The organism is Pseudomonas sp. OA65 (genome assembly GCF_017498305.1).
Taxonomy (GTDB): Bacteria; Pseudomonadota; Gammaproteobacteria; order Pseudomonadales; family Pseudomonadaceae; genus Aquipseudomonas; species Aquipseudomonas zanjanensis.
In genome coordinates, this window is the sequence record NZ_JAGDEZ010000011.1 from 1 (window position 1) to 19461 (window position 19461).

Below are 19461 nucleotides of genomic sequence, written 5' to 3' on the forward strand. Positions count from 1 at the left end.
CACCCGGCCGCTGCGGTCGCTGGGCAGGTAGTGTTCAAGGACTTGCTGCGGATGGGCCGCGTCGATGGCTGTGGCAAACAGCTCGCGCAGCAGTTGTTGCGGATCGACCGACATGGCGGGCTCCCGGTTTTTATTATTGGCTGAGGCGACTCGGTTACCTGTGGGAGCGAGCCTGCTCGCGATGAGGGCCTGACATTCAATATCGATGTCGACTGAAAGTCCGCTATCGCGAGCAGGCTCGCTCCCACAGTTTTTTGTGGTGTGTCAGTTATCTCGAATCGAGAAATTGGCCATATGCTCCAGCCCCTTGATCAGCGCCGAGTGATCCCAGTTGCTGCCGCCGATGGCCGCGCAGGTGCTGAACACTTGTTGGGCGTTGGCGGTGTTGGGCAGGTTGATGTTCAGCTCCCGGGCGCCTTGCAGGGCCAGGTTCAGGTCCTTCTGGTGCAGGCTGATGCGGAAGCCCGGATCGAAGGTGCCCTTGATCATGCGTTCGCCGTGCACTTCGAGGATCTTCGACGACGCGAAACCACCCATCAGCGCTTCACGGACCTTGGCCGGGTCGGCACCGTTTTTCGAGGCGAACAACAGCGCTTCGGCCACCGCCTGGATGTTCAGGGCGACGATGATCTGGTTCGCCACTTTGGCGGTCTGGCCGTCACCGTTGCCGCCCACCAGGGTGATGTTCTTGCCCATGGCCTGGAACAGTGGCAGCGCGCGTTCGAAGGCGGCGCTGTCGCCACCGACCATGATGCTCAGGGTGGCGGCCTTGGCACCGACTTCACCACCGGAGACTGGGGCATCGAGGTACTGCGCGCCTTTTTCATTGATCTTCGCCGCGAACGCCTTGGTGGCGGTGGGGGAGATCGAGCTCATGTCGATCACCACCTTGCCCGCGCCCACGCCCGCCGCGACGCCGTCGGCGCGGAACAGCACGTCGTCGACCTGCGGCGTGTCCGGGACCATGACGATGATGAACTCGGCTTCCTGGGCCACTTCCTTCGGGTTGGCCAAGGCCACCGCGCCGCCGGCCAGCAGGTCGGCCGGGGCCGGGTCGTGGTGCTGGGACAGGAACAGGCTGTGACCGGCCTTTTGCAGGTTCAGTGCCATGGGGTGGCCCATGATGCCGGTGCCGATGAATCCGATTTTAGCCATGGGAAAATCCTCTCTTATTGAAATGTCCCGGGTTTCTGTGGCGAGGGAGCTTGCTCCCGCTGGGCCGCGAAGCGGCCCCAGAAATCCATGTAGGGTGAAAAATCATGCGTCTGCTTCGCAGCCGAGCGGGAGCAAGCTCCCTCGCCACAAAAGCCCGCGCCAGTCAGGTCGCGTTATGGGTTTTCAGCCAACCCAGGCCCGCTTCGGTGGTGGTCAGTGGCTTGTATTCGCAGCCGATCCAACCCTGGTAGCCGATGCGGTCCAGGTGTTCGAACAGGAAGCGGTAGTTGATTTCGCCCGTGCCCGGCTCGTTGCGGCCCGGGTTGTCCGCCAGTTGCACATGATTGATCTCGCCCAAGTGCGCCGACAGGGTCCGGGCCAGGTCACCTTCCATGATCTGCATGTGGTAGATGTCGTATTGCAGGAACAGGTTGGCGCTGCCCACCTGCTCGCGGATCGACAGGGCCTGGGCGGTGTTGTTCAGGTAGAAACCGGGAATGTCGCGGGTGTTGATGGCTTCCATCACCAGCTTGATGCCTTTGGCCTGCAGCTTCTCGGCGGCGTATTTCAGGTTGGCGATGAAGGTTTTTTCCACCAGGGTCTCACTGCAGTTCTGCGGGCGAATCCCCGACAGGCAGTTGACCTGCGTGTTGCCCAGGACCTGGGCATAGGCGATTGCCAGGTCGACACCGGCGCGGAATTCCTCGACCCGGTCCGGCAGGCAGGCAATGCCGCGCTCGCCCTTGGCCCAGTCGCCGGCCGGCAGGTTGAACAGCACCTGGGTCAGGTCGTTGGCGTCGAGCAAGGCCTTGAGTTCGGCGGAGCTGTAGTCATAGGGGAACAGGTATTCGACACCACTGAAACCGGCCTTGGCGGCGGCTTCGAAACGGGCGAGGAAATCCTGCTCGGTGAACAGCATGGACAGGTTGGCGGCGAAACGCGGCATGGTGGTCTCCTGTGAATATTGGTGAAGTCCCCTGTGGGAGCGAGCCTGCTCGCGAAGCGGTGTGTCAGTCAGCACTGAATGACAGATACATCTTCGCGAGCAGGCTCGCTCCCACAAAAAACCTCAGTCGAGCAATGAGATGGCTGTGGGTGCATCGTTGCCCACCAGCGCCAGGTCTTCAAACTCATTGACGGCGTTGATCTCGGTGCCCATGGAGATGTTGGTCACCCGCTCCAGGATGATCTCGACGATCACCGGCACCTTGAACTCCTCGATCATTGCCTGGGCCTGGCGCAGCGCCGGTTGGATACCGGCCGGTTCGAACACCCGCAGCGCCTTGCAGCCCAGGCCTTCGGCCACGGCTACGTGGTCCACGCCATAACCGTTGAGTTCCGGGGCGTTGAGGTTGTCGAACGACAGTTGTACGCAATAGTCCATGTCGAAGCCGCGCTGGGCCTGGCGAATCAAGCCCAGGTAGGAGTTGTTTACCACAACGTGGATGTACGGCAATTTGAACTGGGCACCCACCGCCAGCTCTTCGATCATGAACTGGAAATCATAGTCGCCCGACAGCGCCACGACCTTGCGGCTCGGATCGGCCTTGACCACCCCCAGCGCCGCCGGAATGGTCCAGCCCAAAGGCCCGGCCTGGCCGCAGTTGATCCAATGGCGTGGCTTGTAGACGTGGAGGAACTGCGCGCCGGCGATCTGCGACAGGCCGATGGTGCTGACATAACAGGTGTCCTTGCCGAACACCTGGTTCATTTCCTCGTATACCCGTTGTGGCTTGACCGGCACGTTGTCGAAGTGGGTCTTGCGTTGCAGGCTGGCCTTGCGTTGCTGGCAATCCTGCAACCAGGCGTTGCGGTTCTTCAATTTGCCGGCGGCTTGCCACTCGCGGGCCACTTCAATGAACACTGTCAGGGCGGAGGCGGCATCGGAGACGATACCCAGGTCGGGAGTGAACACCCGGCCGATCTGGGTTGGCTCGATGTCCACGTGAATGAACGTGCGGCCTTCGGTGTAGACGTCCACCGAACCGGTGTGACGGTTGGCCCAGCGGTTGCCGACGCCCAGCACCACGTCTGACTTGAGCAAGGTGGCGTTGCCGTAGCGGTGAGAGGTTTGCAGACCGACCATGCCGACCATCAACGGATGGTCATCCGGGATCGTGCCCCAGCCCATCAAGGTCGGAATGACCGGAATGCCAGTCAGCTCGGCGAACTCCACCAGCAGGTCGCTGGCATCGGCATTGATGATGCCGCCGCCAGCCACCAGCAAGGGGCGTTCAGCCTGATTGAGCATCGCCAGGGCTTTCTCGATCTGCACGCGGTTGGCCGCGGGTTTGGCCAGGGGCAGCGGTTGGTAGGCGTCGATGTCGAATTCGATCTCGGCCATCTGCACGTCGAACGGCAAATCGATCAGCACCGGGCCCGGCCGACCGGAGCGCATCTCGAAGAACGCCTTCTGGAAGGCATACGGCACCTGGCCCGGTTCCAGCACGGTGGTCGCCCACTTGGTCACGGGCTTGACGATGCTGGTGATGTCCACGGCCTGGAAGTCTTCTTTATGCATGCGGGCGCGGGGCGCTTGACCGGTGATGCACAGGATCGGGATCGAGTCGGCCGAAGCGCTGTAGAGCCCGGTCACCATGTCGGTGCCGGCCGGGCCCGAGGTGCCGATGCACACGCCGATGTTGCCGGCCTTGGTCCGGGTGTAGCCCTCGGCCATGTGCGAGGCGCCTTCAACGTGGCGAGCGAGGACATGATCGATGCCACCCACCTTTTGCAGGGCGGAGTACAGCGGGTTGATCGCTGCACCCGGGATGCCGAAGGCGGTGTCCACGCCTTCACGGCGCATCACCAGAACGGCGGCTTCGATTGCTCTCATTTTGCTCATAGTTTTGTGCCTCTTACGTTTTGTAATTGTATACAAGTGGCTTTGCGCAGAGTGTATTCACGGCGAACGACGCAGGTCAATCCATTTCCTCAAGCACCTGTTTCATTCGTCGGAAGGCCAGGTTTTGCTGCGGCCTTTTGTCGTCAAAGGTTAGTTGTGAAAATTATTGTATACAAAAATATGTTTTGTTGTGTTCTATTTGTTTTGTTCGGTTTTCTGAAAGTGAAGCCCGCAAGGCTTTCCCATAACAAAAGAAGGACAGTACCCATGAGCGTTCTAACCTTGAAAATCGCCATCAACCTGGCCGGGCAAGCGCTTGCCGCAGGACGTGAAATCAGCGCCGCACCCTTGACCGTCGCGGTCCTGGACAGTGGCGGGCACCTGGTTGCCTTGCAGCGCGAAGACGGCGCCAGCCTGCTACGCCCGCAGATCGCCATCGGCAAGGCCTGGGGCGCCATCGCCCTGGGCAAAGGCTCGCGCCTGCTCGCCCAGGACGCCCAGCAACGCCCGGCGTTCTTCGCCGCGTTGAATGGATTGGGCCAAGGCAACGTCGTGCCGGCCCCGGGTGGGGTGTTGATCAGGGATCAGGCCGGGAGAGTGCTGGGAGCGATTGGGGTGAGTGGGGATGTTTCGGATGTGGATGAGCAGGTGGCGGTGAGGGCGGTGGAGGCGGTGCGGTTGAGGGCGGATGCTGGGGCTTGATTTTGTATTGACTGAGCTTCCGCTATCGCGAGCAGGCTCGCTCCCACAGGAGGGTTGAGGTGGGCAGACACTCTGCAAACGCCGCAGATCTAAACTGTGGGAGCGAGCCTGCTCGCGATAGCTATCTACCAGACACATCCAGCCAAAAGTCTGCCTCCCATCCAGGCATCCACAGGTCTAGCCTTCTCCATGAATCAAATCATCGAAGGGGCAAGGAATGCCTGGTTCACCTGCTTCACATAGACTGCGCCTCGGCCGCTACGCCGAATCCAGCCGGATCTATTTACTGACCACCAATACATTGTGCCGTGCACCCGTTTTTAAGGACGTTATTCTGGGGAGGCTGGTTGTTGATCAATTTCGAAAAGCTCAGGAGCAAGGCTGGGCTGATTCATTGGCCTGGGTGGTCATGCCTGATCATTTCCATTGGCTGATTGAGTTGCGCAAGGGGTCTTTGAGTGAGTTGATGCAAAGGACCAAATCATTGACTACTAAAGCTGTAAATCTGCGCCTGGATAATAAAGTCAGCCTTTGGCAACAAGGATTTCATGACCGAGCGCTGCGGCGGGAAGAGGATTTGGTAAAGCTGGCTCGCTATGTTGTGGCAAATCCACTTCGGGCAGGCCTGGTAGGGCGGCTTGGCGACTATCCGCTGTGGGATGCCATTTGGCTTTGACTTGAAATCGAGTTGCGGCTTTCGCGAGCAGGCTCGCTCCCACAGGGTTTTGTGGTGAATACAGAGTCTGCAAACAACCTGAGTCCTTTGTGGGAGCGAGCCTGCTCGCGAAAGCCGCAACTCGGTCCCGAGCCTAGCTAGCGATCCACCTCACACCCCTTCAAAACCAACCGAATAATCGTCTGCGCCGCCGCTTCGTAATTCGCTTCATCGAGCTTGGCCTTGCCGGTCACGGCGCTGATTTGCCAGTCGAAATCGGCATAGGTCTGGGTGGCGGCCCAGATGCTGAACATCAGGTGGTTGGGGTCGATGGGGGCGATCTGGCCGCGGTCGATCCAGGTCTGGATGCAGTCGATGTTATGCCGGGCCTGGGCGTTGAGTTGTTCCACCAGGTCGGGGCTCAGGTGCGGGGCGCCGTGCATGATTTCGCTGGCGAAGACTTTCGAGGCGAAGGGCAGGTCGCGGGAGATGCGGATCTTGGAGCGGATGTAGTGGCTCAGCACCTCACCGGGTACGCCGTCGGCATTGAACGGTGTCGAAGCCTGGAGAATCGGCTCGATGATGCTTTCCAGCACCTCGCGGTAGAGGTTTTCCTTGGATTTGAAATAGTAGTAGACGTTGGGCTTGGGCAGGCCAGCCTTGGCCGCGATGTCGCTGGTCTTGGTCGCGGCGAAGCCCTTGTCGGCAAATTCTTCGCTGGCGGCACGCAGGATCAATTCTTTGTTGCGCTCGCGGATTGTGCTCATAAACCCAGGGGTTCCTTGCCTGTTCTGGCGGTGGCGCATGGTAGCACCGGCCTCGCGCGGCGCTCAAGAATGCCCCTGGTGGCCTGTGTGGCTAATTCGTGCACTCAACTTCGGCGCCAGTGCTTGCCCAGCTGCGTTACCATTCCTCGCCGTAGCGGGCTACGACTCGTCATGGCGCCTTGCCTGGCAAGCACTGGCACTCGAATTTGAGTACTCGAATTAACCGTACAGGCCCCAAGGCCCCGCGCCTCGCGGTATGCTGCGCAGCATTATTATTCAAGGAGCCCCTCCATGGCTGGAAGCAGTTTGCTGGTACTGATCGACGACATCGCCACCGTGCTTGACGATGTCGCTTTGATGACCAAGATGGCCGCCAAGAAAACCGCCGGCGTGCTCGGCGATGACCTGGCGCTCAACGCCCAGCAAGTGTCGGGTGTGCGCGCCGAGCGCGAGCTGCCGGTGGTGTGGGCGGTGGCCAAGGGGTCGTTCATCAACAAATTGATCCTGGTGCCGTCGGCGCTGGCGATCAGCGCCTTCGTCCCTTGGCTGGTGACGCCGCTGTTGATGATCGGCGGCGCCTACCTATGTTTCGAAGGGTTCGAAAAACTGGCCCACAAGTTCCTTCACAGCAAGGCCGAGGACCAGGCTGAACATGCGCAACTGGTCGAGGCGGTGGCGGATCCGGCGGTCGATCTGGTGGCCTTCGAAAAGGACAAGATCAAGGGCGCCGTGCGCACCGACTTCATCCTTTCGGCGGAAATCATCGCCATCACCCTCGGCACCGTCGCCGATGCGCCGCTGACTCAACAGGTGATCGTGCTGTCGGGCATTGCGATTGTCATGACCGTCGGTGTGTACGGCCTGGTGGCGGGCATCGTCAAGCTCGATGACCTGGGGCTCTGGTTGACGCAGAAGCCAGGGCAGGTCGCCAAAAGCATCGGCGGGGCGATCCTGCGTGCAGCACCCTACATGATGAAAAGCCTGTCGGTGATCGGCACCGCGGCCATGTTCTTGGTCGGCGGCGGTATCCTTACCCACGGCGTGCCAGCGGTGCATCACTGGATCGAAGGCGTGACGGCCAGCGCCGGTGGCGCCGGGTTTATCGTGCCGATGTTGCTCAATGCGGTGGCGGGCATTGTCGCCGGTGGCGTGGTGTTGCTGGGCGTCATGGCCGTGGCCAAGCTTTGGAAAGCGGTACGAGCCTGAACCTCAGGATTGCGTGACCGAGTGAATCGGCACCAGCACATGCTTCGAGAGGTATCGGGCCACGGCTTCGTCACTGCAGGCGCCAATGATCTGAGCATCGGGCAGCGCCTGGGTCACGTCTTGGTGAGCGGTTCCCATGATGACCGCCTTGCCTGCCACTGAGAGCATGCCAAGGTCATTCATGCCGTCACCAAAGGCGATGCAGGCGCCAATGGGGACATCAAGAAACGCGGCCAGCTGTTTCAGGGCGTGGCCCTTGCAAACGTCGCTGGCCATCACTTCCAGGCACCAGGTAAACGAGAACACCGTGCTGATGCGGTTGGCGAATCGCCGCTCCAGCCGCTTCTGCAAAGCCAATAAAGCCTGGTGATTTTTTTCCTTCTGAAAGAAAAACACCTTTTCGACGTTTTCCGTAGGCCACGAATCGGGTCGGATCACGGTCGGTTGGAAATGCGGGTTGCGGTTGAAGTCGCTGACATCATGCTCGCAGCCGATTAACCAGCCGCACGGACCGTACAGGTTGATGATCAGGTCAGGGATGTGGCGGGCTTCTTCAATCAGCCCCTGGACAACGTCGTCAGGCAGCGCTTGGCAACGCATCAATTCGCCACAGGCGCTGCTGATCCTGGCACCGTTGGAGGTGATCAGGTGCAAGGGGGGCGAACTGTCGTCGAGCAACGTCTCGACGTCGGCCTGTTGGCGGCCCGTTGCCAACACCACATGCAGGCCGGCATCGTAAAGGTGTCGCATCACCGTCCGGGTGTAGTTGCCCAGCCTATCGCCGGGCAAGAGCAAGGTTCCGTCCAGGTCCGAAGCAATCAATGAATACATGGTGTTCCTCGAATAGGCTGCCGAGCCACAACCAAGGGCTGTGGCCCGGCACGGTAGATCAATGTTGGCCAAGCAACTTCAGTGACTGCTCGCGGGTGAACGTCATCCGTTCTTCCAGCCGGGCGTTGTCCTTTTCGAAATAGATGCTCATCTCCTCGTGACGTTGCTCAACTGGGGTAATCCTGTCGAGCAGCGGCAAGGTGTCGATCAACAACTGGCGGGCGTAAGCGATTGCCCGTTTGTAGGTGTCGATGACTTCTTCGAATTCCGGATAAATACAGAACGACACCTGGTTGAGAATCGGACCGTCGTCGATGCCTTCATTGATTTCATGGAGGGTCACCCCATGTTGGCGCTCGCTGTTCTTTAGCGCCCAGTTGATGGGACGCACCCCGCGGTAATGGGGCAGGTACGACAAGTGCAGGTTGACGATGCGTTTGCAGCAATCGATGTAGGCCCGAGGCAATATTCGTTTGTGAAAGATCACCAGGCACAGATCGCATGAAAAGAGCCCTTCCTTGTAGCCAGGCAGGTCTTCGATCTTGCCGCTTTCAATGAGGGGAATGCCCTTGTTCCGGCAGTACTCGACCAACGTGAGTTCGCTGCTCACTGGCTCGAACGGGTCCGCAACGACATAAGAAATCCGGTGTTCGGACGAGGCATTGAAGTATTCACAGGCAAAAATCGCCAGTTCACCCTTACCGCAGATCACGACCTGTTTAGGCATGGGACAGCTCCTTCTTAAGATGCGCATTTCTCGATGCTGTCAGCGCCTGCAGAGTCGATTTCAATGCCCTTATGAGTTGGGCGTTTTCCTGACGGGTGCGGCAGGAAATTCTCAGGTAGTGGTCTGAGTCGGTGTTGCGCTTGCCAGAACATTCCTTGACGTAAAGGTTGTGTTCAAGCAGAAGGCGACACAAAGTTTGTGCCGGGACCTGCTCGGTCCGGCAATAGACAAAGTTGGAGTCGGTCGCAAAGGCTGTGATGCCTTCGATGTCGTCCAGCGCCTGGCGCAATGCCTGGGTGTCACGGATAACCTGCTGGCAGCTCTCGAGGTATTCCTGTTTGTATTGCGGCAAATGCAGCAACATTTCCTCGGCAAAGCCATTGAGGTTCCAAATGGGCAGTAGCGAATTGATCTGCGCCAGCAAGCTGTGATTTGCACTGGCGAGGTAACCGATACGGATCCCCCCGATGCCGAATGTCTTGCTCATGCTGCGAATAACGACAAGGTTCGCATGCTGGTCCAGCGCAGACAGGAGGGTGTTTGCGGCGCTGGGTGAAAAGTCCAGGAACGACTCGTCGACAATCAGCGCGATATTCAGTTCAGCCAGTTGGCTGGCCAGTTCCGAGAGTGCTGCGGCTGGCGTGAGGCAGCCGGTCGGATTGTTTGGCGACTCGATGACGACGACCGAGGGGCGTTCTTTTCGGCAGGTCTGCAACACAGCATCCAGATCGATGTTGAAGCCCTGGTCTGCATGGGTGTGATGGCTGAGCGTGCGCTCCTCACCGAAAACATTGGCGTATTCGTTGAAGGACGGAACGGTGACTAGCACTTTGCCTGAGTAGACAGAGGGCAGTAATTTGATAATTTCCGCTGCGCCATTGGACACGCAAAGGTGACGGGCGGGGACGCCAATGAATTCGCTCAGCGACTCTTCAATGAGTTTCCGGCCGCCAGGATAGTTGAGGAGAATATCGTCGAAGTTTTCCTTGATCCGGTCTTTCATCTGCTGGGGAGGAAAGTGGAAATTATAGATCAGGGCGAAATCAAGGACGGGGTAGCGCCAGTAGCCACCGTGGCGGCTCTGGAGAAAGGCCAGGCGATCACGGCTGGAAATGTAGTTGCACACCGTCAGGTCATAATAATTATCGACCTCGTACCATTCGGTCGAAGACACCACCGCCGCCTCGATGTCCCACTTTCCGGTCTTGCATGCTTGTTTGAAGACGTCTTCGTAATAGGCGTTCAGGTTGCCTTCTGCGACCTGGGCCTCCAGTTGCTCGCGCACATGGCTGGCGAACAGCGGGGAGCCTATCCGATACAAGTTGACGGTCTTGTACTGTCCTTCCTGCGGCTGATGATCACGATCTTTAGTCGAGCCGAAACTCTGGAGCCGCCCCTCATGAAGGTTTGCATAGGTGCCCTCCATGTTTTTCCCCAGTGGCGAAACCAGTGCAACCAGGTCGCTTGACGTTTGCAGCAGCTTTTCCAGGCAGGCTTCGGCGAAAAAGATGTCACCTTCAACGATGAGCGTGTCCTGGCCGATGTGTTGGCGAGCCAGGTACAAGGAGTAGATGTTATTGGTCGTCTCCCAGTCCGGGTTATGCACGTACTCGATATCCAGCAGGGTCTCCAGGTTGTCCAGGTGCCCGGTGATGATCTCGGCCTGATAACCCACTACCACCACGACCCGCTTGATGCCATGCAGTTGAATATTGCTCAAAGCGTTATCCAGGAATGCGATGCCATTGGTCTTGACCAGGGGTTTGGGCATGTGAAGGGTGCGATTGGCCAAGCGGCTGCCGCGACCGGCGCAGAGAATAATGGCTGTTCCAGTGTTCATTGAATGTCCTTATTAATGAAAAGCGAGTCGGGGCACCACGTGTTGGTATATCCACACGCCGTCTATCCGGCCGCTGAAGCTTTCCTCGCCACCGCTGTCTCCCCCGGTCTTGATGCCGGCGCCCAAGCCGAAGGCGTGGAAGTTTTCCAAGGTTCGATCCGTTACCGTGCTGGGATTCAGTCGGTGATCCACGATCAGACCATGGGCGTCATGGCGCAGCGTGATGGGGGTGCCGTCGATATCGAGCAGCCTGACTGGCGTTGCGCTGAAACCGGTGCATTTGATTGCCAGGTCGACCGAGTCAAGGCGTTTGCGCAATGCCTCTGGATCCTCGGCACTGATATTCACAACGGTCAGGTTGGGAATGTCTCCCCGTTGGATCTTGCGAGCGAACGTGAGCGAGTCGTACCGGAGGCCAGAGTAGCGATTGACACGCTGGCTGGCCTGGCAAACATCCGCATCGACAAAAGGGTAGCCCTGGGCCAGTGCCGCTTGTGGCGAGTCAAAGAAGAGCTTGAAGTCACGCTTGACCAGCAGTTGGACAGGGCCTTGAAAGTCCAATTGTTCGATCAGGCGGATCAGGCAGGAAACGGCACTGTGGGATGAGCCCAGAATGGCGATGTTCTGGTAATGGCCGGCCTTGATCTGTTCGTCATATTGGCCTTTGAGCATGGCGTCGCTATCGATGGCATTCAGGTGTGGCAAGGCAACGTTGTTGACTTGTCCACCCAGGTTGACCATGACTTTCCTGCACAGCGCCTCTCGGGCCTGGCCGTCGACGGTATAGCGCACGACATAGCGGCCATCGCCGGTCAGTTGGATTTCTTCGACGGTGGACAAGGTCGATACTTCGAAGCGCTTGTACAGCGTCTTGTGCTGCTGGACAAAGGTGCCAATGTGTTCCAGGAACCGTCCTACGTAGCGCAACTCGACCGCCTCGTCACGTCGTTCGCTGAAATACCTCCATTCCGCCGTGGTACGCATGTATTGGCTGAGTTCATCCTGCTTGTCCTGGAACTTTTCCAAGAACACCCCGCCCAGCGAGTTGGCGGTAATACGGTATTGTCCGATCGCACCGCTGCCCAAGGTGTTGGATTTCTCCAGAATCAAACAGCGATGGACATCTTCCTTTTGGATGAGGTCGGGCAACAATGAAATGTTTGCCGGGCCCGCGCCGCATAAAATAATGTCGTAGTCGTCCTTGTTCATTCTTTCTCCAGTGGCGAGATTGATATTTAAAACAATAATTTCAAGGCGCAGAAATACCTGACGTCGTTGTAAGTGACCTCAACGGAATGGAGGGTTTCACGCGTCAGGCGTTACTGGCCGACAGGGAGTTCCTGGCCGGTGATGCAGGTTTTATGTTTGTCGTTAGTTAAGTTGCGATGTCGCAGTCGAGTGAAAATACCAGCGAAGGTAACGGCCATGATGAGACTGCTCAGCGTCAGGAAAATGAACAGCGCCGTTCCGCTCAATGCTTGTATGAAAAAGCCTCCGACAATGGGCGCCACGGAAAAGCCGATACTGTAGAGCGAGGCGGCGCCAAAGTAGGCGCCCCTGAGGTTTCGAGGCGCCAGGCTGTCGACAAAAAGATTCAAACATGGAAACAGTAGGGCTTGGCTAAGGCTCAGTAGCAGAACCGCGCCGTACCACAATAACTGCACTTGATAAAAGTGCGCCGCCAGTGCCATGCCGGCCTGGCTTAACACCAGTAAGACAGAGCCGATATGAATCTTCGTCTCTAGTGTCGCCGATGCCAGGACCCTGGCCAGTGGCAGTTGAAACAGCACGATCACCGTGGCATGCAACACGATCAGGTTGGCGATAAAGGGCAGGTACCCCTCGAATGCCAGCGAAGCCATCAATTGGGGAACGCTGGAATCAAAGCTGCCGAAGATGAACATCATGATGATGTTGTTGATCACGAGCAGGAGGAACACATGATCCCGGGAAAGGATTTGCAGGGTGCTTCGAAAGGAAGTGGTGTTGATGGCTTCCAGGGTGATACCGCGACCGAACACCATGACGCCCGCCAGCAGGGCCAAATAGGATGCCGTCACCAGCACAAAGGACAGGGAATCCGCGGAAATGCCCAGTTTGAGCCCGAAGTAAGGGCCTACGGCGGCCCCGGCATTGAGAAAGAAGTAGCGCAGATGCATGGCTCGTTCCACCAAAGAGCGAGACTCGATGACATCACCGATCACCGTCTTGATTGGATTGTTGACCAGGGCCCAGGAGAGGTTAGCCAACAGCGTTCCGGCGATATAGCCCTCGGCATGAGTGCTGACACCCAGCAGCAAGTAGGAGACCATCGCCACAACGCAACCGACGACGATGATCTTAAGCCGCCCGATCTTGTCGGAAAGGTACCCGCTGTAGAAGCTGACCAGCGAAGAGAGTGCGATAGAGCACGTCAGAATCAGGCCGATGGTCGAAGTGCTGAAACCGAACCGCGAATAAAGAACAACCGAAATGAATGGCCAGACCATCATTGACGTAGCGCGCGTCAGAAAGGTGCCAATGAACAGCATCCATATAAAAAATGGCAGCGATGAGAAATAGTATTTAAAGCGGGCACGTTGGAAGGCGAGCATAAATAATCACACTGGATGTAATGCTTGGCGCATGACAGTGAGGTAAGGAAACGCAAACCGCGAGACTTGAGCGTCTGGAGTTTAACGAAGGGCAGGCGCTACTGAGTGACTCTTGAACACGTCGTGCTCGGTCACTTGTTTAGTAAACGCAGGTGGATGTCGAAGTTAGCCGATCATCAGCATCTGATGATGCGCGGCAAGGGAAGAGAAGTGTTTTTCATATCGATCCTTGATCCTTGAATACTGCGTCCTTTTCATGTGGATCCAATCCTACACGACGTGTCACAAAATGTTAATAAAAAATTCACAATCGAAAATCGACTGCCCTTGGATCACCTTGGTGGTGCAATTGCGCGCGTATTGTCTTTGTTAAACGAAGAACGACCAGAAAAAATTAGGTCGGCGGGAGAGGGGCGTCGCGCAAGGGTACAGCAGCCAACACGCCAGATCGGGCGTGTTGGCTTAAAGGGTTACTCGGCTATCTGCAACTTGCGCGACTCGGTGTACACGTAGCGCACCTTTTCATATTCGAATGGCGAGTTCAGTTGGCCGTAGCGGAAACTGGTCTGGTAACGCTTGTCCACGCCGCGCAGGAGCAGCACTTCCGGGTGGTTGGAGCTGACTTCCGAGACGTTCAGGAAGTTGATCGCCGATTCGGCCGTGTAGTCCACCAACAAGCCCGAGGTGTCGCGCAGATTCGACGGACCGAAGATCGGCAACACGAAATACGCGCCGCCCGGCACACCATAGAAGCCCAGGGTCTGGCCGAAATCTTCGCTCTGGCGCGGCAGGCCCATGGCGGTGGCGGGGTCCCACAGGCCGGCGATGCCGACGGTGGTGTTGAGCAGCAGGCGCGCCGTGGTTTCCATCGAACGCTTGCCCTTGAATTGCAGCAGGCTGTTCATCAGGTTCGGCACGTCCCCCAGGTTGTTGAAGAAATTGCTGACGCCGGTGCGCACGAAGCCGGGGGTGATGTAGCGATAACCATCGACCACGGGCAGGAACACCCATTGGTCGAAGCGGTAGTTGAAGTGATAGACCCGGCGGTTCCAGGATTCCAGCGGGTCATAGACATTCAGGGCGTTGAGGGTCGAACGCTCGAACTCGCGCTGGTCCAGTCCCGGGTTGAACTTGAGCTTGGTCAGCGGTTCCTTGAAACCGTCCGAATCCACCACCACGGGCGCATTGGCCTTGCTGTTGTCGGCCTGGGCCATGCCCGCACTGAGTAACGCAGCGATAAGCAGCAGATATTTAGCCACGGAAGAACTCCAGCATGGCGTCGCTGTTGACGCGGTAGTTAAGGTTGCCGCAGTGGCCGCCTAGCGGATAAACCGTCAGGCGATCGCCAAAGGTCTTGCGCAGGAAGCCCAGGTCACCCGGGCCGAGAATGACGTCGTCGGCGTTGTGCATGACCGCTATCTTCGGGCTGGCCTGCAAATAATCCTTCAGTGCGTACAGGCTGACCTGGTCGACCAGTTGCAGCAGGCTGCCGCCGTCAGTGCGCGCGCGCCACATCGGGATCACCTGCTCGGTGAGGTAGCAGTCGAAATCGCATTGCAGCGCGCGCTTGAGGAATGGCGTGAGGCTGGTGCTTTCGGTGATCGGGAATTTCGGCGGGATGATCAGGCCGCGCCGGTTGATCAGGTCCGAGGTGAACGCGATGTCGGCCGCCGAGAAGCGGAACGAGGTGCCGATCAACATCGCCATCTGCTCGTTGCTCAGGTGCTGCTTGGACTGCTGGAAGTCATACAGCAGGGCATCGTTGAGGTCGATGTAGCCTTTTTGCTGGAAGTAGCGGGTCAGCTTGTTCAGCACCAGCTCATAGAAGGTCGTGGTGTTGTTGATGCCCTTGACCTCGGTCTGGACCAGTTTGTCCAGGTTGGTGATCGAGGTGTAGAGGTTCACCGGCGGGTTCAGCAGCAGCACTTTCTTGAAATTGAAGCTGCGCCGGGTTTCGTCCAGGTGGGCGACGAAGGCCGCGTCCAGGGCGCCGAGGCTGTAGCCGGTGAGGTAGTACTCGGTAACGGGTACTTTCGGGTTCTGGGCGCGTACCGCCTGCATCACCCGGTACATGTCTTCGGCGTCTTCCTTGGTGATGCCCGGCGTGGCGAAGCGCGAAGCGGCACTCATGAAGTCGAAGCTGGTGGGCGAGGACAACTGCACCACGTGGTAGCCGGCCTTGTAGTAGAGGCGCTTGAGGTACTCGTTGAGGGTGCTGTCGTAGCGCGCACCGGTGCCTGCGATCAGGAAGATCAGCGGCGCGGGCTTGTCCTGGGTTGCCATGCGGTAGGTGAGGCTTTTTACCGGCCAGAAGTTGTCCGGCAGGATGAACTCGCGTTCCGGGCGCAGGGTCAGGCTGTGGTCCGCCTGGTTGATGTCTTCGATCAGCGGCAGTTCCGGACGCAGGTCCGGCGGCGTGGTGGCGATGGTCGCCTCGAACGGGTTGGTCAAGGGATAGCCATAGCTGGCGGCGTCAATATCTGCCGCCAGCGCGGACGCACTCAGGATAAGGCCGCCGAGGAGGGCAGCGAAGCGCAAGGAACGGAGCATGACTGGATCCCTTAGAGGAAGGTGCCGAATGAGGTTCGCAGGCTATGACCACCGAAGCGGAGCCAAGTGCCATGAGGCACGAAACAGGCACGGACGGGGCGCGATAGTAGCGGGACGATACACGGTCATGCGCAGTGGCGGCTAGTTATCTGGCATTTGCCGGGTTTGGCCGGAAAAACTCACGTGTGAGGATGGCGCCAATTGCCCGGAATCGGTAGCTGGCGTTCTGATGTCGTTTCTCGTTGCTTCGACGTCGCAGGCAGAGCAGGTTGCGGAACGGCACAGGTTGATGATCGATCCTGTCAGTACTCCACTGGCGTTCAGACCGGTTTGAGGGCGAGCGTGATGGGGGCGCTGAGCATCATAACTATACGTTGACGCCGTCCGGCATCCGTCGGGCGCAGCACTTTCGGGGAAGTAACGATGAAGATGCGACGACTCTTGGGCGCAGGTGCCGCACTGGTACTGGCCATCAGTTCCACCTTGGCCAGCGCCGAAACCAAAACCCTGAGCATCGGTTACGTTGACGGCTGGTCCGACAGCGTCGCGACCACCCATGTGGCCGCCGAAGTGATCAAGCAAAAACTCGGTTATGACGTGAAGCTGCAGGCGGTTGCGACCGGGATCATGTGGCAAGGCGTGGCCACCGGCAAACTCGACGCGATGCTCTCGGCCTGGCTGCCAGTGACTCACGGCGACTATTGGACGAAGAACAAGGACAACGTGGTCGACTACGGCCCCAACTTCAAGGACGCCAAGATCGGCCTGATCGTGCCGGAGTACGTCAAGGCCAAGTCGCTTGAGGATCTCAAGACCGACGACTCGTTCAAGAAGCGCATCGTCGGCATCGACGCCGGTTCAGGCGTGATGCTCAAGACCGAACAGGCGATCAAGGATTACGACCTGACCGGTTATCAACTCAAGGCCAGTTCTGGCGCCGGCATGATCGCCGAGCTGACCCGTGCCGAGAAGAAAAACGAATCCATCGCCGTCACCGGTTGGGTACCGCATTGGATGTTCGCCAAATGGAAACTGCGCTTCCTGGAAGACCCGAAAGGCGTCTATGGCGCGGCTGAGACTGTAAACAGCATCGGCAGCAAGGAGCTGGGCACCAAGGCCCCGGAAGTGGTTGAGTTCCTGAAGAAGTTCCAATGGGCTTCGAAAGACGAGATCGGCGAAGTCATGCTGGCCATCCAGGAAGGCGCCAAGCCGGACGCTGCAGCGAAGGATTGGGTCGCCAAGCACCCGGACCGCGTGAAGGAGTGGACCGGCAAGTAATCGGCCTGGTTTGACTGTTCCGAAAACCGCATGGCTTTTGAGTCATGCGGTTTTTTTTTGCCTGCCGATCCTTAATCTTGCGCAACCCCTGTGGGAGCGGGCTTGCTCGCGAATGCGGTGTGTCAGTTAATTATCTGTTGACTGACCCACCGCATTCGCGAGCAAGCCCGCTCCCACAAGGGAAACTACGAAAACTGTAGAAAGCTGGCAAACCGTCATGTCGTTCTAATACTAAGGTCGTCTGGAACCTGGCCTTGAGCCGCATAGAGTAGGGTCGTTCCAATTAAATCTGTGCTGCGAGGATAAAAACAATGAACGACAGCATTTACCTCTCGATTCAAAACAGCCCGCGCTTCAAGGAGCTGGTAAAGAAACGAGAAAGGTTCGCCTGGATTCTCTCGGCGATCATGCTTGGGCTGTATTCCGGCTTCATTCTTCTGATCGCCTACGGGCCACACATTCTCGGGGCTAAAATGTCTCCCGAGTCCACCATCACCTGGGGCATTCCCATCGGCGTCGGCCTGATTCTCTCGGCCTTCGTCCTGACTGGTATCTACGTACGACGTGCCAACGGCGAGTTCGACGACCTGAACAATGCGATTCTCAAGGAGGCTCAGCAATGATCCGGCGTCTACTGGCTCTATTGAGCATCGCAGCGTTCGCACCGGGCGCCTGGGCGGCTGACGCCCTGACCGGCGCCGTGCAGAAACAACCCCTCAACGTCGCGGCGATCCTGATGTTCGTGGCCTTCGTTGGCGCGACTTTGTATATCACCTACTGGGCGTCGAAGAAAAACAACTCGGCGGCCGACTACTATGCGGCCGGCGGCAAGATCACCGGTTTCCAGAACGGCCTGGCAATCGCGGGCGACTACATGTCGGCGGCGTCCTTCCTGGGCATTTCCGCGCTGGTGTTCACCTCCGGCTACGATGGCTTGATCTACTCCATCGGCTTCCTGGTGGGCTGGCCGATCATCCTGTTCCTGATCGCCGAGCGCCTGCGCAACCTGGGTAAATACACCTTTGCCGACGTGGCGTCCTATCGCCTCGGGCAAACCCAGATCCGCAGTCTGTCCGCCTGCGGCTCGCTGGTGGTGGTGGCGTTCTACCTGATCGCGCAAATGGTCGGTGCCGGCAAGCTGATCCAGCTGCTGTTCGGTCTGGACTATCACGTTGCGGTGATCCTGGTCGGTATCCTGATGTGCCTCTACGTGTTGTTCGGCGGCATGCTGGCCACCACCTGGGTACAGATCATCAAGGCGGTGTTGCTGCTGTCGGGTGCTTCGTTCATGGCCCTGATGGTCATGAAGCACGTCAACTTCGACTTCAATATGCTGTTCGCCGAAGCGGTGAAGGTTCACCCTAAAGGCGAGGCGATCATGAGCCCCGGCGGCCTGGTGAAGGATCCAATCTCGGCCTTCTCCCTCGGCCTGGCGCTGATGTTCGGTACCGCTGGCCTGCCACACATTCTGATGCGCTTCTTCACCGTGAGCGACGCCAAGGAAGCGCGCAAGAGCGTGCTGTATGCCACTGGCTTCATCGGCTACTTCTACATCCTGACCTTCATCATCGGCTTCGGCGCGATCCTGCTGGTCAGCACCAACCCGGCCTTCAAGGACGCTGCAGGTGCCTTGCTGGGCGGTAACAACATGGCGGCGGTGCACCTGGCCAACGCGGTTGGCGGCAGCATCTTCCTGGGCTTCATCTCGGCGGTGGCGTTCGCGACCATCCTGGCAGTCGTAGCAGGCCTGACCCTGGCCGGTGCCTCGGCGGTGTCCCATGACCTGTATGCCAGCGTGATCAAGAAAGGCAAGGCCAACGAGAAGGATGAGATTCGCGTCTCGAAAATCACCACTATCTGTCTGGCGGTGTTGGCGATCGGCCTGGGCATCCTGTTCGAGAAGCAGAACATCGCGTTCATGGTGGGCCTGGCGTTCTCCATCGCGGCGAGCTGCAACTTCCCGGTCCTGCTGCTTTCGATGTACTGGAAGAAGCTGACCACCCGTGGCGCCATGATCGGCGGCTGGCTGGGCCTGGTCAGTGCCGTGGGCCTGATGGTGCTCGGTCCGACCATCTGGGTGCAGATCATGGGTCACGAGAAAGCGATCTTCCCGTATGAATACCCAGCGCTGTTCTCGATGGCCATTGCCTTCGTTGGCATCTGGTTCTTCTCTGTCACCGACAAGTCGGTTGAAGGTGCAAACGAGCGGGCGCTGTTCTTCCCGCAGTTCGTGCGTTCGCAGACTGGCCTGGGGGCAAGTGGGGCGGTGAGTCACTGAGGCAGCTTCGAGCTGCAAGCTTCAAGCTGCAAG

General features: G+C 58.4%; 17 protein-coding genes. 6 read left to right on the plus strand and 11 right to left on the minus strand.

The features are described 5' to 3' along the window. Positions 1-264: 264 nt before the first annotated feature. From J3361_RS11600 to gcl, 3 genes are all read right to left on the minus strand, one after another. Positions 265-1155 carry a 2-hydroxy-3-oxopropionate reductase gene (locus tag J3361_RS11600; RefSeq protein WP_186708162.1) on the minus strand — a complete coding sequence of 297 codons (891 nt, stop codon included), beginning with the start codon at positions 1153-1155 and terminating at the stop codon, positions 265-267. A gap of 163 nt (positions 1156-1318) precedes the next feature. Then, positions 1319-2101 carry a hydroxypyruvate isomerase gene (hyi, locus tag J3361_RS11605; RefSeq protein WP_207964719.1) on the minus strand — a complete coding sequence of 261 codons (783 nt, stop codon included), beginning with the start codon at positions 2099-2101 and terminating at the stop codon, positions 1319-1321. A gap of 123 nt (positions 2102-2224) precedes the next feature. Then, positions 2225-4000 (minus strand): glyoxylate carboligase, encoded by a 1776-nt coding sequence (gcl, locus tag J3361_RS11610; RefSeq protein ID WP_207964721.1) that lies wholly within the window; start codon positions 3998-4000, stop codon positions 2225-2227. Positions 4001-4267: 267 nt separating this feature from the next. Between gcl and J3361_RS11615 the strand changes: the two genes are divergently transcribed. Further along, on the plus strand, positions 4268-4702 hold the full coding sequence (locus tag J3361_RS11615) for a heme-binding protein (RefSeq protein WP_207964723.1): 435 nt from the start codon (positions 4268-4270) through the stop codon (positions 4700-4702). Positions 4703-4919: 217 nt separating this feature from the next. Next, complete coding sequence (locus J3361_RS11620; protein WP_207964725.1) at positions 4920-5378, plus strand: transposase; 459 nt, start codon at positions 4920-4922, stop codon at positions 5376-5378. A 137-nt stretch (positions 5379-5515) separates the two neighbouring features. Here the strand turns inward: J3361_RS11620 and J3361_RS11625 are convergent, their stop codons facing one another. After that, entirely contained in the window at positions 5516-6124 is a 609-nt protein-coding gene (locus tag J3361_RS11625) for a TetR/AcrR family transcriptional regulator (protein ID WP_207964727.1), read from the minus strand. Positions 6125-6415: 291 nt separating this feature from the next. Between J3361_RS11625 and J3361_RS11630 the strand changes: the two genes are divergently transcribed. Continuing rightward, entirely contained in the window at positions 6416-7330 is a 915-nt protein-coding gene (locus J3361_RS11630; protein ID WP_207964728.1) for a DUF808 domain-containing protein, read from the plus strand. Positions 7331-7333: 3 nt separating this feature from the next. Here the strand turns inward: J3361_RS11630 and J3361_RS11635 are convergent, their stop codons facing one another. From J3361_RS11635 to J3361_RS11665, 7 genes are all read right to left on the minus strand, one after another. Then, on the minus strand, positions 7334-8161 hold the full coding sequence (locus tag J3361_RS11635; RefSeq protein WP_207964729.1) for an HAD-IIB family hydrolase: 828 nt from the start codon (positions 8159-8161) through the stop codon (positions 7334-7336). Between the two features lie 58 nt (positions 8162-8219). Continuing rightward, positions 8220-8888, minus strand: coding sequence for a formyltransferase family protein (locus J3361_RS11640; protein WP_207964730.1), 669 nt, complete (start codon positions 8886-8888; stop codon positions 8220-8222). Further along, complete coding sequence (locus J3361_RS11645) at positions 8881-10728, minus strand: aminotransferase class I/II-fold pyridoxal phosphate-dependent enzyme (RefSeq protein WP_207964731.1); 1848 nt, start codon at positions 10726-10728, stop codon at positions 8881-8883. Before J3361_RS11645 ends, J3361_RS11640 begins: the two co-directional genes overlap by 8 nt. A 12-nt stretch (positions 10729-10740) precedes the next feature. Beyond that, on the minus strand, positions 10741-11937 hold the full coding sequence (locus tag J3361_RS11650; RefSeq protein ID WP_207964732.1) for a hypothetical protein: 1197 nt from the start codon (positions 11935-11937) through the stop codon (positions 10741-10743). 110 nt (positions 11938-12047) lie between these two features. Beyond that, on the minus strand, positions 12048-13322 hold the full coding sequence (locus J3361_RS11655) for an MFS transporter (RefSeq protein ID WP_207964733.1): 1275 nt from the start codon (positions 13320-13322) through the stop codon (positions 12048-12050). A gap of 470 nt (positions 13323-13792) precedes the next feature. Then, on the minus strand, positions 13793-14581 hold the full coding sequence (locus J3361_RS11660; RefSeq protein WP_207964734.1) for a VacJ family lipoprotein: 789 nt from the start codon (positions 14579-14581) through the stop codon (positions 13793-13795). Continuing rightward, entirely contained in the window at positions 14574-15872 is a 1299-nt protein-coding gene (locus J3361_RS11665; protein WP_207964735.1) for a serine/threonine protein kinase, read from the minus strand. The genes J3361_RS11660 and J3361_RS11665 overlap by 8 nt, the downstream gene beginning before the upstream one ends. Before the next feature lie 423 nt (positions 15873-16295). Here J3361_RS11665 and J3361_RS11670 point away from each other — a divergent pair, with 423 nt between their 5' ends. From J3361_RS11670 to J3361_RS11680, 3 genes are all read left to right on the plus strand, one after another. After that, the gene (locus J3361_RS11670; protein ID WP_207964736.1) at positions 16296-17150 is read left to right on the plus strand and encodes a glycine betaine ABC transporter substrate-binding protein; all 855 of its coding nucleotides are present in this window, start codon (positions 16296-16298) and stop codon (positions 17148-17150) included. Between the two features lie 311 nt (positions 17151-17461). Continuing rightward, a complete protein-coding gene (locus J3361_RS11675; protein ID WP_207964737.1) occupies positions 17462-17773 on the plus strand; it encodes a DUF485 domain-containing protein in 312 nt (103 codons plus the stop codon). Then, entirely contained in the window at positions 17770-19428 is a 1659-nt protein-coding gene (locus J3361_RS11680) for a cation acetate symporter (protein WP_207964738.1), read from the plus strand. The genes J3361_RS11675 and J3361_RS11680 overlap by 4 nt, the downstream gene beginning before the upstream one ends. The last annotated feature ends 33 nt before the right edge of the window (positions 19429-19461 follow it).